This is a genomic window from Sphingomonas sp., assembly GCF_036402235.1.
In the GTDB taxonomy this organism is placed as follows: Bacteria; Pseudomonadota; Alphaproteobacteria; order Sphingomonadales; family Sphingomonadaceae; genus Sphingomonas.
The window spans coordinates 78,451-92,849 of the sequence record NZ_DASWTG010000020.1 but is presented as its reverse complement, the minus strand read 5'-3'; the positions used below and the strand labels follow the sequence as shown (position 1 = coordinate 92,849).

General features: G+C 67.6%; 15 protein-coding genes. 3 read left to right on the top strand and 12 right to left on the bottom strand.

Annotated features, from left to right (window positions below):
* The 8 genes from trbL to VGD28_RS04555 form a co-directional block, all read right to left on the bottom strand.
* Positions 1-823 (bottom strand): P-type conjugative transfer protein TrbL (gene trbL / locus VGD28_RS04590; RefSeq protein ID WP_331027149.1); only part of this gene is annotated, 823 nt, incomplete at its 3' end.
* A 2-nt stretch (positions 824-825) separates the two neighbouring features.
* Complete coding sequence (trbK-alt, locus tag VGD28_RS04585) at positions 826-1,185, bottom strand: putative entry exclusion protein TrbK-alt (RefSeq protein ID WP_331027148.1); 360 nt, start codon at positions 1,183-1,185, stop codon at positions 826-828.
* A 12-nt stretch (positions 1,186-1,197) separates the two neighbouring features.
* A complete protein-coding gene (gene trbJ, locus VGD28_RS04580) occupies positions 1,198-1,947 on the bottom strand; it encodes a P-type conjugative transfer protein TrbJ (RefSeq protein ID WP_331027147.1) in 750 nt (249 codons plus the stop codon).
* Between the two features lie 5 nt (positions 1,948-1,952).
* Complete coding sequence (gene trbE / locus VGD28_RS04575; protein WP_331027146.1) at positions 1,953-4,379, bottom strand: conjugal transfer protein TrbE; 2,427 nt, start codon at positions 4,377-4,379, stop codon at positions 1,953-1,955.
* Between the two features lie 7 nt (positions 4,380-4,386).
* Complete coding sequence (locus VGD28_RS04570; protein ID WP_331027145.1) at positions 4,387-4,665, bottom strand: VirB3 family type IV secretion system protein; 279 nt, start codon at positions 4,663-4,665, stop codon at positions 4,387-4,389.
* A complete protein-coding gene (locus VGD28_RS04565) occupies positions 4,665-4,994 on the bottom strand; it encodes a TrbC/VirB2 family protein (protein ID WP_331027144.1) in 330 nt (109 codons plus the stop codon). Before VGD28_RS04565 ends, VGD28_RS04570 begins: the two co-directional genes overlap by 1 nt.
* Positions 4,991-5,917 (bottom strand): P-type conjugative transfer ATPase TrbB, encoded by a 927-nt coding sequence (gene trbB / locus VGD28_RS04560; protein WP_414714466.1) that lies wholly within the window; start codon positions 5,915-5,917, stop codon positions 4,991-4,993. The genes VGD28_RS04565 and trbB overlap by 4 nt, the downstream gene beginning before the upstream one ends.
* Before the next feature lie 368 nt (positions 5,918-6,285).
* Positions 6,286-6,693 (bottom strand): helix-turn-helix domain-containing protein, encoded by a 408-nt coding sequence (locus VGD28_RS04555; RefSeq protein ID WP_331027142.1) that lies wholly within the window; start codon positions 6,691-6,693, stop codon positions 6,286-6,288.
* Between the two features lie 67 nt (positions 6,694-6,760).
* On the opposite strand from VGD28_RS04555, the gene VGD28_RS04550 reads away from it, so the two are divergent.
* Positions 6,761-7,177 (top strand): hypothetical protein, encoded by a 417-nt coding sequence (locus VGD28_RS04550; RefSeq protein WP_331027141.1) that lies wholly within the window; start codon positions 6,761-6,763, stop codon positions 7,175-7,177.
* Positions 7,177-7,401, top strand: coding sequence for a GDCCVxC domain-containing (seleno)protein (locus VGD28_RS04545; RefSeq protein WP_331027140.1), 225 nt, complete (start codon positions 7,177-7,179; stop codon positions 7,399-7,401). Before VGD28_RS04550 ends, VGD28_RS04545 begins: the two co-directional genes overlap by 1 nt.
* 59 nt (positions 7,402-7,460) lie before the next feature.
* Here VGD28_RS04545 and VGD28_RS04540 read toward each other — a convergent pair whose 3' ends face one another.
* Positions 7,461-8,552 carry a DUF3800 domain-containing protein gene (locus tag VGD28_RS04540; protein WP_331027139.1) on the bottom strand — a complete coding sequence of 364 codons (1,092 nt, stop codon included), beginning with the start codon at positions 8,550-8,552 and terminating at the stop codon, positions 7,461-7,463.
* A gap of 95 nt (positions 8,553-8,647) precedes the next feature.
* On the opposite strand from VGD28_RS04540, the gene VGD28_RS04535 reads away from it, so the two are divergent.
* Positions 8,648-10,018, top strand: coding sequence for a hypothetical protein (locus VGD28_RS04535; RefSeq protein ID WP_331027138.1), 1,371 nt, complete (start codon positions 8,648-8,650; stop codon positions 10,016-10,018).
* A gap of 6 nt (positions 10,019-10,024) precedes the next feature.
* Here the strand turns inward: VGD28_RS04535 and VGD28_RS04530 are convergent, their stop codons facing one another.
* From VGD28_RS04530 to VGD28_RS04520, 3 genes are read right to left on the bottom strand one after another with little or no spacing between them, the layout of a single operon-like run.
* Positions 10,025-10,459, bottom strand: coding sequence for a CopG family transcriptional regulator (locus tag VGD28_RS04530; RefSeq protein ID WP_331027137.1), 435 nt, complete (start codon positions 10,457-10,459; stop codon positions 10,025-10,027).
* On the bottom strand, positions 10,456-12,429 hold the full coding sequence (locus VGD28_RS04525) for a conjugal transfer protein TraG (protein WP_331027136.1): 1,974 nt from the start codon (positions 12,427-12,429) through the stop codon (positions 10,456-10,458). Before VGD28_RS04525 ends, VGD28_RS04530 begins: the two co-directional genes overlap by 4 nt.
* A gap of 10 nt (positions 12,430-12,439) precedes the next feature.
* Positions 12,440-14,179 carry a relaxase/mobilization nuclease domain-containing protein gene (locus VGD28_RS04520; RefSeq protein ID WP_331027135.1) on the bottom strand — a complete coding sequence of 580 codons (1,740 nt, stop codon included), beginning with the start codon at positions 14,177-14,179 and terminating at the stop codon, positions 12,440-12,442.
* Positions 14,180-14,399 lie beyond the last annotated feature (220 nt).

The following is a 14,399-nucleotide window of genomic DNA, read 5'->3' as shown; positions in this document are numbered from 1 at the left end:
CTGCCGCTCCGGCGCCGAGCTGTGGGCCGCCTGAGACGATGCCGCTGGCGATGCCGGGCCCGAAGATGCCGAGGCCGAGCAGGCACAAGGCGCCGAGTACGATCGCCATGGCATCCTCGATCGTCGGCTGCGCGCTGCCGATCGCGTCAGTGAATTCGGAGAAGAGCGTCGAACCGATGCCGACGATGACGGCGAGTACCAGCACCTTGACGCCGGAAGAGACGACATTGCCGAGCACCCGCTCGGCCATGAAGGCGGTCTTGCCGAACAGCCCGAACGGAATGAGCACGAAGCCGCACAGGACGGTGAGCTTGAACTCGATCAGCGTGACGAACAGCTGCACGGCCAGCACGAAGAAGGCGAGCAGCACGATCACCCAGGCGAACAGCAGCACGACGATCTGGATGAAGTTCTCGAAGAAGCTGATGTAGCCCATCAGCCCCGAGATCGACTCGAGGATGGGCCTGCCTGCATCGAGGCCGACCTGCGCGACGCGTCCCGGCTGGAGCAGCTCGGCGGCGGTGAAGCCGGTGCCCGAGGCCTTGAGCCCCAGGCCAGCGAAGCTCTCGAAGACGATGCGCGCCAGCGCGTTCCAGTTGCCGATGATATAGGCGAAGATGCCGACGAAGAGCGTCTTCTTGATCAGCCGGGCGATGATGTCGTCGCCTTCGCCGAGCGTCCAGAACAAGGCGGCCAGCGTGACGTCGATGACGATCAGCGTGGTCGCGATGAACGCGACCTCGCCATGGAGCAGCCCGAACCCGGAATCGATGTAGCGGGTGAAGACCTCGAGGAAACGGTCGATGACGCCGGTGCCGCCCATGCTCAATGCTCCTGTGGCTGCGCAGCTGCCGGGCCCGTGTCGGGAGCCGGGGCTGATGGGGCGACCTGGTCCATTACCGGCGATGAGGCGGGCTCGGCCGGTCGCGCACGGTCGAGCCCGAGGAAGCGCCGGCGGTTCTCCGCCCAGGCGGCGAGGCAGTCGCGGTCGCTGCCCGCGGCCTCGCCTGCCTGCTGGCAGCGCCGCAGGCGGGCCTCGAGCGGATCGGCCGGCGCCACGGTCTCTGGCCGGGACCGTGCGGCCTCGGTCGGCTGCGACGTGCCGCGCAGCGCGCGCGCTGCCATGGCGACCGCGACGCCGAGACATGCGAATGCGCCGATGCGCGCCGGGAGCCGGATGTTCATCGCCCGCGCGCCTCAGTCGTGGAACATCTTGGCCGGGGTCGACCGGTAACCGGACCCCGGCGCGAGGAAGCGGCGAAGCTGCTCGCGCGCCTGGTCCTGCGCGGCCGCCCGCTGCGCCGCCTCCAGTGACTGGGCGCGGCCCTGCGCGGCCACGAGCGCGGTCAGGTCGGCAAGCTGGCGCGCCTGGAGCGCGAGCAACTGGTTGCCGGCCTGCGCGGCCTGCAGCGCGCCCGAGGCCGACTGGCTCGACCCGACCAGCCGATCCATGACATCGCGCGAGCCTTCGATATTGCCGACCACACCGGCCTGGACCTTGAGCGCGTCCTCGAAAGCGGCGACGGTGTCTTCCCAGCGGGCGCGGGCATTCGCGACCAGCGCCTTGTCGCTCGCCGACAGATTGTCGGGCCGGTAGCGGCCAGCGAACGCCTGGTCGATCGATTGGACCGAATAGGCGATGCGCTGCGCGTTGCTCAGCAATTGCTGGGTCTGCCGAACCTGGGACTGGAGTTCGGCGAGCGAGGAGAAGGGCAGCGACGCGAGGTTCTTCGCGTCGTTGATCAGCCCCTCCGCCTCGTTTTGCAGCGACCGGATCTGGTTGTTGATCTGCTGGAGCGTTCGCGCCGCGGTCAGCACGTTCTGCGAATAGTTGCTGGGATCGTAGACGATGCCGCCGAGCTGGGCGTGGGCCGGGGTGGCGGCAAAGGCGATGAGCAGGGCCGAAGCGCCGGAAAGCGTAAGGCGGCGGAGGGAAGATGTACGCATGACAATCACTCCTGGTTCGTGAGGGGGAGAAGATCCGCGGCCCAGTCGAGGCCGCGGGCGCGCAGCCACGCAGGCGCGAAGCCGGCGCGGCCATGGGCCTCGACAAGTTCTGCGATGCGGCGCTGGTCGGTGCGCGACGAGGCGGCCGTGAAGGCGAGCGTGACTTCGCCCAGCCCGAGGTCGAACAGGCGGTTGCCGCGGCGCGACTGGCAATAATAGTCGCGCTTGGGGGTCGCCCGGGCGAGGATCTCGATCTGGCGCTCGTTCAGTCCGAAGCGCCGGTAGATCGCCGCGATCTGCGGCTCGAAGGCGCGCTCATTGGGGAGGAAGATCCGCGTCGGGCAGCTCTCGACGATCGCCGGGGCGATGGCGGAGCTCTCGATATCGGCAAGGCTCTGGGTGGCGAACACCACGCTCGCATTCTTCTTGCGCAGCGTCTTGAGCCATTCGCGCAACTGGGCGGCGAATGCCGGGCTGTCGAGGACGAGCCAGCCCTCGTCGATGACGATCAGGGTCGGCGCGCCGTCGAGATGCGCCTCGATGCGGTGGAACAGATAGGAGAGCACGGCGGGCGCGGCGGCGCTGCCGACAAGGCCCTCGGTCTCGAATGCCTGGACCCGGGCTTGCCCGAGCTGCTCGGTTTCGGCGTCGAGCAGCTGGCCGTGCGGCCCACCGACGCAATAGGGACCGAGCGCCTGTTTGAGCGGCTGCGACTGGAGCAGCACCGACAGGCCGGTCAGGGTGCGTTCTGCGACCGGCGCGGAGGCCAGCGAGCCGAGCGCCGCCCAGAGATGCTCCTTGGCCTGGGGATCGACGACGACCCCTTCGGCGGCGAGGATTGCGGCCAGCCATTCGGCGGCCCAGCTGCGCTCGGCGATGTCATGGATCCGTGCGAGCGGCTGCAGCCGCACGCCCTCGGCGGCATCGTCCTCCGGCGAAGCGCCAAGGTCCTGCCAGTCGCCCCCCATGGCGAGCGCGGCGGCACGGATCGAGCCTCCGAAATCGAACGCAAAGATCTGGGCATTGTCGTAGCGGCGGAACTGCATCGCCATCAGCGCGAGCAGCACCGACTTGCCGGCGCCGGTGGGCCCGACGATCAGCGTATGACCGACATCGCCGACGTGGAGCGCGAAGTGGAAGGGCGTCGAGCCTTCGGTGCGCGCGAAGAAGAGCGGCGGCGCACCGAAATGCTCGTCGCGCGCCGGCCCCGCCCAGACGGCGGACAGCGGCACCATGTGCGCGAGGTTAAGCGTCGAGATCGGCGGCTGGCGGACATTGGCGTAGACATGCCCCGGCAAGCTGCCGAGCCATGCCTCGACCGCGTTCATGCCCTCGGTGATGACCGTGAAGTCGCGGCCCTGGATGACCTTCTCGACCAGCCGGAGCTTTTCGGCCGCGATCCCGGAGTCGGCATCCCAGACGCTGACGGTGGCGGTCACATAGGCCTGCCCGACAAGATCGCTGCCGAGCTCCTGCAGCGCCAGATCGGCATCGGCAGCCTTGTTGGCGGCATCGCTGTCGACCAGTACCGACGCCTCGTTGGTCATCACCTCCTTCAGGATCGCCGCAATGGACTTGCGCTTGGCGAACCATTGGCGGCGGATGCGCCCGAGCAGCCGGGTCGCATCGGTCTTGTCGAGCATGATCGCGCGGGTGACCCAGCGATAGGGAAAGGCCAGCCTATTGAGGTCGTCGAGCAGCCCGGGAAAGGTCGCGCTCGGAAAGCCGATCACGGTCAGCGTGCGCATATGCTGACTTCCCAGGCGCGGCTCGAGCCCGCCGACCAGCGGCTGGTCCGCCAGCAGGACGTCGAGATGCATCGGTGTCTCGGGCACGCGCACGCGCTGGCGCCGGGTCGAGACGGTCGAATGGAGATAGGTGAGCGTCTCGCCGTCATCGAGCCAGCGCGCCTCGGGCACGAACCCTTCGAGCAGCTGGAGCAGGCGCGCGCTGCGGTCGGCGAAACCGGCGAGCAGCTCGCGAGCGTCGACACCCGACCGCGAGCGCCCTTCAAAGAGCCAGCCTTCGGCGCGCGCCGCGTCTTCGGCCGGCGGCATCCATTGCAGCGTGAGGAAGTAGGCGCTTTCGTAATGCGCTCCTTCCTCGGCGAACTGCGCGCTGCGCTCCCGGTCGACCAGCGCGGAGGCCGGGTCGGGGAACGTGCTCGCCGGATAATCGTGCGCCGGCACGCGCTGCGCTTCGACGAAGATCGCCCAGCCCGAGCCGAGGCGGCGCAGCGCGCTGTTGAGCCGCCCGGCGGTCGCCACGAGCTCGGCGGGGGTCGCCGAATCCAGGTCGGGGCCCCGGATCGCGGCGGTCCGCTGGAACGAGCCGTCCTTGTTGAGGACGATGCCGGGCGCGACCAGTGCCGCCCAGGGCAGGAAGTCGGCGAGCGCGGCGCCGCGCTGGCGATATTCGCGGAGCGACATCATCGCGGCCTCACGCGCGAAGCCAGGCAGGATAGCGCACGTGGCGCCGCCCGACCTCGAGGAACTGCGCGTCGCGGCGTGCCGCCCAGACCGCGGCGGCATGGCCGACCGCCCAGAGGAGCAGCCCGACCAGCCAGAGCCGCAAGCCGAGGCCGACAGCACCGGCGAGCGTGCCGTTGACGATCGCGACGGAGCGGGGGGCGCCGCCGAGCAGGATCTGCTCCGTCAGCGCGCGGTGGACGGGCGCGAGATAGCCGGGAATGGCGGCGCCAGGATCGAGCGTCTCCATCAGACCAGCGCCCCGCCGCCGAAGCTGAAGAAGCTGAGGAAGAAGGAGCTGGCGGCAAAGGCGATGCTCAGCCCGAACACGATCTGGATGAGCCGGCGGAAGCCTCCCGAGGTTTCGCCAAAGGCAAGGGTCAGCCCGGTGACGATGATGATGATCACCGCGATGATCTTGGCGACCGGACCTTCAATGCTCTCCAGGATCGACTGGAGCGGGCTCTCCCAGGGCATGGACGAGCCCGAGGCGTGCGCCGGACCGGCGGCGAGCGCGAGGATCGCGCAGGTTGCGAAGGCTGCCGCGCGGACGCGGACGGGGACAAGCGAGCCGTTCATTGGATTTCTCCGTTGCTGAGGGAGTGGAGTCGGTATTCGCCGGAGGCATCGAGTCCCTCGACGCGAGCGAGCTCGGACAGCCGGCGGCCGGTGCCATCGCGGACCAGGACGGCGATCATGCCGATGGTCTCGGCGATCAGCGGCCGGGGCACCGTGGTGACGGCTTCCTGAATCAGCTGCTCGAGGCGGCGCAGCGCGCCAAGCGCCGTGCCGGCGTGGATCGTGCCGAAGCCGCCGGGATGGCCGGTGCCCCAAGCCTTGAGCAGATCGAGCGCCTCGGCGCCGCGGACCTCGCCGATCGGAATGCGGTCGGGACGGAGCCGCAGCGAGGAGCGGACCAGGTCGGAGAGCGTGGCGACGCCATCCTTGGTCCGCATCGCGACGAGATTGGGCGCGGTGCATTGAAGCTCGCGGGTGTCCTCGATGAGCACGATGCGGTCGCTGGTCCCGGCGATCTCGGCGAGCAGCGCATTGGTGAGGGTGGTCTTGCCGGTGCCGGTTCCGCCCGCGACGAGGATATTCTCGCGGCCGGCTATCGCCTTGCGCAACGCCGCCCGCTGCAGACGCGTGATGATGCCCGACGCGACATAATCGTCGAGCGTGAACACCGCGACGGCAGGCTTGCGGATGGCAAAGGCGGGCGCCGCGACGACGGGTGGCAACAGGCCCTCGAAGCGCTCGCCGGTCTCCGGCAGTTCGGCCGAGACGCGCGGTGCGCGGGCATGGACTTCGCTGCCGACATGATGCGCGACCAGGCGGATGATGCGTTCGCCGTCCGCTGCCGCAACCCCAATGCCCGTGTCGGCCAGGCCGCTGCCGAGGCGATCGATCCACAGCCGCCCGTCCGGATTGAGCATGATCTCGACAATCTCGGGATCGTCGAGCCAGGCCGCGATCGCGGACCCGAGTGCGGTCCGCAGCATCTTCGCGCCGCGGCGCGAGGCTTCAGTACGAGACGGCGCTGCGCTCACTTGGAAGACCCTGTTTCGCGGCCGATGCAAGATTGCGCCGGCGACAGGGGTGACTAAGGAGGCGCGAAAATCGGCAAGCGCAACAGCTACTTGCTCGCGGCGTAGCGTGGCGATGAAGAAGAAGGAGACGGCGAGGTGCCGCTCCCGCTCCGAAGCGCACCAACCCAAAGATTCCGGCTCGCGGCGACGATTCGAGGCGAATCACTTAGGCCCGATTGTCCCGCTTCGGAATCGCACAGCGCGAGCCAGCAACGCCGCAGGGCAGGATGGTCACCAGCGTGGCTGTGCCGCGCCGTGAACGGGATCAGTGACGGAGCGAACTATTGCGTGGGCGCGCGTTCGATCATGTCGATCACGGCGCAGCGGGGCACGTGATCGCCGGTGCAGCGATCGATAGTCGAGGCGAGCAGTCCTTCGAGCCGGGCAAGGTCGGCCATCTTGCTCCGCACGGTCTCGAGATGTCGCGAGGCGATGTCCCGAACCTCGTCGCAACAGGCGTTCGTGGGGCCGCCAAGGGTGAGGATTCCGCGCACTTCCTCGGGCGTGAAGCCGAGTTCGCGCGCGCGGCGGATAAAGCTGAGCGCGCGCAGATGGTCGTCGTCGTAGATGCGGTGACCGCCTTCGGTGCGAGGCGGCGAGGCAATGAGCCGTACCTTCTCGAAATAGCGGATCGTCTCGATATTCACCCCGGTCCTGCGGGAGAGCTGCCCGATCGTGAAGCGGCCCATCAATTTTCCCTTGATCCTGTAGTTGCTACAGGTTGCATACCGGCCGGAATCGAACCGGAGAAGCGATTTGTCCAGCGAACACGATATCCGCCCGAGCATTGCTCAGGGTTCGGGGCCCCCGGCGCGTGCGGATCGGGGCGCGGCGGCGCTCGGCACCGTCGCGAGCATCGGCGCGCTGTTCTCGGCGGCTGCCTGCTGCGTCGTGCCGCTTGCGCTCGCCGCTATCGGGGTGAGTTCGGCCGGGCTTGCGTCGGTGGTGCCGTTCCACTGGCCGCTGACGATCGCAGCTTTGGTCGTCGTCGCGGTCGGCTGGTTCTTCTATCTTCGCAGGCGCCGGGCGTGCGCGCGCGACGCCAGCTGCACGGTGCCACCGCCGGCAAGGAGCACCTTCATCCTGCTGAGCCTGGCCACGCTCTTCGTGACCATTTCGGCGTGCTGGCCCCTGATCGAGGGGCCGCTTATGCGCGCGCTTGGAGGTCAGTGATGGAATTGCGCTCGACGCTCACCTGCCCAAAGTGCGGAGGCGTCTCCACGGAGACTATGCCGACGAACGCCTGCCAGTTCTTCTACGACTGCACGCATTGCGGCGAAGTGCTTCGTCCCTTGTCCGGCGATTGCTGCGTGTTTTGCTCCTACGCGGACGTGCCATGTCCGCCGATCCAGGAGGCCCGGGCCAACGGTACGCCTGGCTGTTGTCCGACGAACTGACAAACCGCCGTGCGATGGCCGGCAAAAGCCATGCTTTGATGCTCAAACGGATAAGGGACCTATATCACGAAGGGCGCGGAAGGGATGTTCGGGACCTTCAGGCGTCCAAGGACCGCGTCGGTGACAACAAGGTTGATGCCGGTCGCGGTGAAAGGGTTGCCAGCTTCATAAATCGCGAAGAAGGCTCCGCGCAGCGCCGGGTCGCTGCGGCTTTGCCGCGGCAACCCTGAGCGAATGAAGCGCATCGCGCAGCCGGCCAGAATGTCTGCCGCCTGCAAACAGCTTTCGTCGGCAGCAGCGGCGAACGTCATCTTGACGTTACCACGCAGCTGATAGTCGGCGAATGGCATGACAGGCATCGCATTCTCGGCGGCAAGCTTCTCGAGCATCGTCTTTCCGTCGCCCAACACCTTGCCATACTGAAGCTGGATGTCGTGAACGAGGGTCAGCCCGTCCAACCCCTGCCTGCGGGACTGATTTATGCGGGCGTAGATGTTGGTCAGGCACGTTAGGTTCGGCAGCATCCAGACCTTCTTGCCCGTGACGCTCATGTCCGGGATGGGCAGGAACGTATCGACCTCGGCATCCTTGAGCCGGGCGTGATCGCGCGCATACATTGTGAGCACCTGCAGCGTGCGCGCGTGGTCCTCATCCGACCGATCGAGCGCACCCCAGAGCAGGTTCAGGACTTCCATCACATCGGCAAGGGACTCCGAGCGGCAGGCGCCGAGATAGGCAAGCAGGACCGGGTCGAACTCGGGCGCGCTCAGAAATTCGGCGAACAGGCTCCTGCTCTCCTGGTCCACATCGCCAAGACCGTATCGGCCGCAGAGCAGGTTATTGACGGCGTGGATCGCGATGAAGAGGCGCTTCTCCACAATCTCAACGAAGATGGCCGCGTCATCGGCCACCAGCCATTCCATGAGATCGGAGACGAAGGCCGGGAGTTTTGCACCGAGCGAACTGGATTTGAGTTCACCGGTCCCACACCGGTGCTTGGCACGAAGGCGCTCGAGTTCGGCAGCCAGTCCGGTTTCATCACTTGTGCCGATACAGCTGAGCGCGAAAACCGGCTGCCCGGCAAAGTCGAGCACATTCGAGGAAGCAAGATCACCGCCATGACCGCTCTCGTCGAGGAAATAGCGCTGCATGGATCCTCGCGAGGGTGTGCAAACAGTCTGCCAGAACCGTTCGCGAAGGGCCATAGATGGCGCGATGCGCATCGGATGACGCGAGGCTGATCTCAGTGACTGGCGAGAATGCAGACCTCAAGCGGATCAACGCGCGGCAGTTTGATCTCTTCGCGCTCTCGCTCGAGTACGGTCCGAACTTCGGCGACCGCGAAATCTACGATGCCTACAAGACGGCGAAATCCGAGGCCGTTGGCGCGATTCTGATCGACCCTGCGACCTGGAGCTTTTCGACCCTGACCCTGAGGCGGCGTGTGGACCACCGATGGGTGCAGATCGAGGAGCACGGCGGCTTCGCAAGCCCGGACCTAGCCTTGGCGCATCTGCGGAAGAGCTTTCGGATCGGAGACCCGCCCGAGCCGCTTCCGGCGGGCGCCCGGAGGCGGCGCCCGCTTTGTGAGATAGGCCCTTCCGGCGCCTCGCCCGAGTTCGAGCTTCTGTCCTCCACGCTGGATCATCTCCCCGCGTTGATGGCGGTGGGCGAATGCTACCTGGCGTTGCCAAACCCGGACCCGAATTTCGTCAGCGACTTCCAGACGAACAACTTCGCCTCACGACTGTTCGAGCTCTACCTGCTGGCGTGCTTCCGGGAGCAGGGTATTCGGGTGCGGCAGGACCATGTGTCCCCGGACTTCGAGATCGAGCTGGACGGCGCCAACTGCTGGATCGAGGCCGTGACCGCCAATTCCGCCGAGCCGCGATCGGGTGGCATCGGCCCATGGGTGCACGCGCCGGAAGATCGGGAGGAGCGGTTGACGGGCGATACCGCCGAGCGCTTCGCCAAGACGCTTCGGGGAAAGCTCCAGCGCAACTATGAGCAGATGGCGCACGTACGTGGCCAGCCATTCGCGATCGCCATCGCGGACTTCCACGAGTCCGGCTCAATGGTCTGGAGCCGCGAAGCGCTGCCAACCTACCTGTATGGCTTCAAGGCCTATGTGGAAGGCGAAGGTGCCGATCGCCGTGCCGCAGGCGCGTCGATTTCGCATCTGACGGGAAAGAACCGAATACCGGCAGGGCTCTTTCGCGATCCGGCCAATGCCCATCTGTCGGGCGTGTTGTTCAGTAATGCCGCCACCCTGTCCAAGTTCAACCGGATGGGGTTCCTCGCCGGCTGGCAACCGCCCGGCCTCGACATGGTTCGGCAGGGGATTCTGTTCGATCGGACGCCCGGTGCGGTCGACGCGATCCCGTTCGCCTTGTCAATCTCCAGCCCAGACTATGAAGCGCTATGGCCGTTTGGCGAAGCGTGGTGTCAGGAGCTCGAGTTCTTTCACAATCCGCTCGCCAGCAATCCCATTCCGTTCGACCTCATCCCCGGCGCGACCCATTGGTTCGAGCAGGACGGCGAGATCCAATGCAACACGATCTGGGAGAACACCGTTCTTGCGTCGGTGACGGACCTCGGGGCCAGCAAGCGCCGGTAGGGTTCTTCAGTCGTGGCTCGCGCCCGGTCGGGGTCCGACATCTTCTACGATCTCGTTCTTCAGCCTCGGCCCGAATTCCATCCGGCGGTTCAGCGTCTCGATAAAGCGCTCCCATCGCTCCTTGCCCATCGCCTGCGCCGCCGGAAGCGCCGTGTCGGGCAGAGGTGGATTGTTGACGAGCCAGAAGCGCACGAACAGCGCCAGCGTCTCGTTGGTCAGCTCGACATGCCAGGCGAGCTTTTCCGCCTGCCGCGACAGCCGGTCCAGCCGCCGGCTCAGCACGGCCTCAAGATGCTCGGCGCTGTCGCCGGAGAGGAAGGAGGCAAGCGCGGTCTCGACCACGAGCGCCTGGGTGACGCGCTTGCGGGCGGCATAATCGGCCAACTCGGAAGACAGCGCCGGCGGCAATCGGAAGGTGTGCTTGATGCGCAGGCCGGTCACAGGACGATCCCGTCGCCGGGGTCGAGTGATGCCTGGCGGGCGTTGCCCCGCATCCGGTCCTGCAGACGTCTGGCGGCGGCCGCATCGTCGCCAGCACTGTCATCGAACTCGAATTCTCCGGCTGGTGGCACGGAGCGAGGCACAATCTCCTGCTCTTCGGGCAATTCGGGTTCGCGGCGGACACCGCCATTTGCCGGATCGCCGTTTTCGTCGACGTCCTCGACGGGCGCGTGGGAGCCCGCTAGTATCGGCAAGTCCGTCCAGTCATTGGCCCGGTGTTTCGACGGCGGCGTCGCCGCCGGCGGCTCCCCGATGCGCGAGGCTAGTCGGCGATCGCGATAGTATCGGACCTTTCGTGCGCGGATCGGATGCACGCCGGCAACCATCACGATCTCGTCGTCGGGCGGCAGCTGCATGATCTCGCCAGGCGTGAGCAGCGCGCGGGCGGTTTCGGTGCGCGATACCATCAGATGGCCGAGCCATGGCGAAAGCCGATGTCCGGCATAGTTCTTCATCGCCCGCATCTCGGTCGCGGTGCCGAGCGCGTCGGAGATCCGCTTGGCGGTGCGCTCGTCATTGGTCGCGAAGCTCACGCGGACATGGCAGTTGTCTAGGATCGCATTGTTGGCGCCATAGGCCTTCTCGATCTGGTTCAAGGACTGGGCGATGAGGAACGCCTTGAGGCCATAGCCGGCCATGAACGCGAGCGCGGACTCGAAGAAGTCGAGACGGCCGAGCGCGGGAAACTCGTCGAGCATCAGCAGCACCCGGTGCCGCCTGGCTGCGGGCCGCAATTCCTCGGTAAGGCGCCTGCCGATCTGATTGAGCAGCAGCCGGATCAGCGGCTTGGTCCGGCTGATGTCGGACGGCGGCACCACCAGGTACAACGTTACCGGATGCTCGGCATCGACCAAGTCGGCGATCCGCCAGCTGGAATTGCTCGTCACCTTCGCCACCACGGGATCGCGATAAAGCCCCAGGAAAGACATGGCGGTCGAGAGCACGCCCGACCGCTCATTTTCGGACTTGTTGAGCAGCTCGCGCGCGGCCGAGGCGACGACCGGATGGACGCCGGCTTCGCCCAGATGCCGGGTCGACATCATGGCTGCCAGGGTCGCCTCGATCGGCCGCCGCGGATCGGAGAGGAAGGCGGCGACTCCGGCGAGCGTCTTGTCGGGCTCGGCATAGAGGACGTGGAGGATCGCGCCGACCAGCAGCGCATGGCTTGTTTTCTCCCAGTGGTTGCGCCGCTCGAGCGACCCTTCCGGGTCGACCAGCACATCGGCGACATTTTGCACGTCGCGCACCTCCCATTCGCCGCGGCGCACCTCGAGCAGCGGATTATAGGCAGCCGAGGCCGCATTGGTCGGGTCGAACAGCAATACCTTGCCGACCCGCGCGCGGAAGCCGGCAGTCAGCGTCCAGTTCTCGCCCTTGATGTCGTGGACGATCGCCGAGCCTGCCCAGGTCAGCAGCGACGGGATGACGAGGCCGACGCCCTTGCCCGAGCGGGTCGGCGCGAAGCAGAGGATGTGCTCGGGACCATCGTGGCGAAGATAGTCGCCACGCAATTGGCCCAGCACGACGCCGTCCTGCCCGAGCAGCCCCGCGGCAGCGACTTCGCTTGGGGAAGCCCAGCGCGCCGATCCGTAGGTTTCGGCCACCTTCAGCTCGCGGGCGCGCCAGACCGACATCGCGATCGCGACCACGACCGCGGCGATCCCGCCCGAGGCGGCGATGAACGCGCCGCGGGTGAAGATCTCGGGCGCATAGGCGTCGTAGCTGAACCACCACCAGAAGAAGGCCGGCGGCGGGTAGAGGGGATAGTCGCGCACGAAGAACCAGGGCGGCCCGAGCGCGGCCTGATAGCCGAGCGCATGCGCTGTCCACTGGGTCGCGCCCCAGACCGTGCCGAGCACGATCAGCAGCACGATCGTCACCTGGCCCCACAGGATCCGGGTGGATTGCATGGTCCGTCTCCTAAATGCCCAGGCCGCGGCCGCGGCCGATGGTCCAGTCGACGCCGCCGGGGGTCAGCGTGCCGGCGACCGTGCTCCCAAGCTGGCGATCGAGTGCCGGCCGCCAGGGCACGAGCTGGAAGCCGAGCCCGTCGTCGATCATCGCAAAGCGGCCGGAGGCGAGTGTCACCCGCTCGCGATAGGTGCCGGCGATCCGCGATCCCGGCTGCGCCTCATGGGCGACGAGCCCGGTCCGCTCGGCGATGCGCGCCGCCGCTTCTCGCAGGTCCGCCGAGCGGAGGGTCTCGATGAGGTTGGGCGCAAGGACGATGCGCCCGGCGCGACGCGTGGCGAGCCCCTCACCGACCAGATGCTCCTTGCGGGCCGCGATCGCGTCGCGAACCTCGCCGCCGAATCCCTGATCGGCGAGGCCGGACTGCCCGCCGAGCATTTGTCGGTCGAGCCAGGTGGCGCCGCGTGCCCGAACCTGTCGATCCAGCGGCAGATCGCTCCGCACCGCGAGCACCGATCGGTCGGCGCCGCGCGCGTCCCGCCATTGCCGCAGCTCGACGATCGCGCCGGGGCTCGCGTCGCCGGTCAGCTCGAGATCGGCGAAGCGGAGATGATGGTGGCGGCCATCGACCCCGTCGACGATGGCATAAGCAGTACCGGCGAGTTCGTCGTGCAGCCCGCGCGCGACAAGGCGGCCGACGACCGGCTCGGATGCGTGCGAACCATGGATCGCCAGCCCGCTTTCCTGAATGGCATGGCCGGCGTCGCGCATCGCGCGGTGCATCGTCCTGATGATGTCGCCACGATCGCCGAGCTCGCGGAGGGTCTGCTCCAGCGCGGGCTTCAGAATCCAGCAAGCCGGCCCTGCAGGCGTCGCCAGCCCGAGCCGCTCGAGCGTCTGCGCGCGGCCGGTCAGCAGCAGGTCGCGCCGGCCGGGCGCGGCACCCGCTTGGTGCCGCAGGTCGACCGCGCCATCACTGTCGGCGCGTGCGACGAGACCGCGGTCGAGGCTGGTCCATCGCTCGGGCTCGACTTCGCGCGCCAGCGACTGGTCGATCTCGCGGGCGGAGCGCGGACCCAGTTCGAGGGTGGCACGAGCCTCGGCGCGATCGCGAAGCCCGTGCGCGATATAGCCGCGATCGATCACCAGATCGGTCCCGTCGGCCGCGACCCCGCGGACCAGGACATGGACGTGCGGATTGTCGGTATTCCAATGATCGACCGCGACCCAATCGAGACGCGTGCCGAGGTCACGCGCGGCGTCGTCCATCAGCTCGCGCGTGAACGCCCTGAGATCGGCGAGCTCGGCGCCGTCCTCGGGCGAGACGATGAAGCGGAAGTGGTGGCGATCATCGCCGCAGCGTGTCGCAAACGCATTGCCGTCAGCCTGATCCGAGCGCGCATCGAACAGCGAGGCGTCGCGCCCGTCGCGAGTGACGCCGTCGCGCTCGAGATAGGCGATATGGCGGGCGAGCGGCGCGGCGCGGAAGCGGGCGCCGTGATGGCGCACGATCCGGGCCTTGATCACGACGCGTCGCGAAGCAGCCGAGCGCCGCCCGGTCAGCGCGGCGGCGCGACCGCGGCCAAGCCGCCCGGTGCCGCCGCTGCCTCCTGGTCCGCGCCGTGCGAACCCCGCGCGCGCCGCGGCGCGCCGAACCTGGGCCGCAAGGCCCTGCGCCCGGAGCTTGCCCGAGCCGCGGCTTCGGCCCTTGCCGGGCCGGACGCGGAACGAGTCATCGCCCCGGGTCACCGACCCGCTCCGCATGCGGGAGCCAGCGCCGGGTGCGTTGAAATCGTTGGGGAAATTCGGGAGGGCGACGGCAGGGCACCTGCGGCGACGGCGCAAATTCGCCAGTCGCCACAACCATTTGCCCGCCGACGGACGGCGGCGCTTTTATCTCGCCATCGCCCCTTTCCTCCCCAAACCAGCCAATCTGCCCCAATCGGGAGACCCCGGCGCCGGGGCAATG

Bases quoted from the DNA above. Each gene is read 5' to 3' on its own strand.
- trbK-alt (WP_331027148.1), bottom strand. From the start codon at position 1,185: ATGAACATCCGGCTCCCGGCGCGCATCGGCGCATTCGCATGTCTCGGC.
- trbJ (WP_331027147.1), bottom strand. From the start codon at position 1,947: ATGCGTACATCTTCCCTCCGCCGCCTTACGCTTTCCGGCGCTTCGGCC.
- trbE (WP_331027146.1), bottom strand. From the start codon at position 4,379: ATGATGTCGCTCCGCGAATATCGCCAGCGCGGCGCCGCGCTCGCCGAC.
- VGD28_RS04570 (WP_331027145.1), bottom strand. From the start codon at position 4,665: ATGGAGACGCTCGATCCTGGCGCCGCCATTCCCGGCTATCTCGCGCCC.
- VGD28_RS04565 (WP_331027144.1), bottom strand. From the start codon at position 4,994: ATGAACGGCTCGCTTGTCCCCGTCCGCGTCCGCGCGGCAGCCTTCGCA.
- trbB (WP_414714466.1), bottom strand. From the start codon at position 5,917: ATGCTGCGGACCGCACTCGGGTCCGCGATCGCGGCCTGGCTCGACGAT.
- VGD28_RS04555 (WP_331027142.1), bottom strand. From the start codon at position 6,693: ATGGGCCGCTTCACGATCGGGCAGCTCTCCCGCAGGACCGGGGTGAAT.
- VGD28_RS04545 (WP_331027140.1), top strand. From the start codon at position 7,177: ATGGAATTGCGCTCGACGCTCACCTGCCCAAAGTGCGGAGGCGTCTCC.
- VGD28_RS04540 (WP_331027139.1), bottom strand. From the start codon at position 8,552: ATGCAGCGCTATTTCCTCGACGAGAGCGGTCATGGCGGTGATCTTGCT.
- VGD28_RS04525 (WP_331027136.1), bottom strand. From the start codon at position 12,429: ATGCAATCCACCCGGATCCTGTGGGGCCAGGTGACGATCGTGCTGCTG.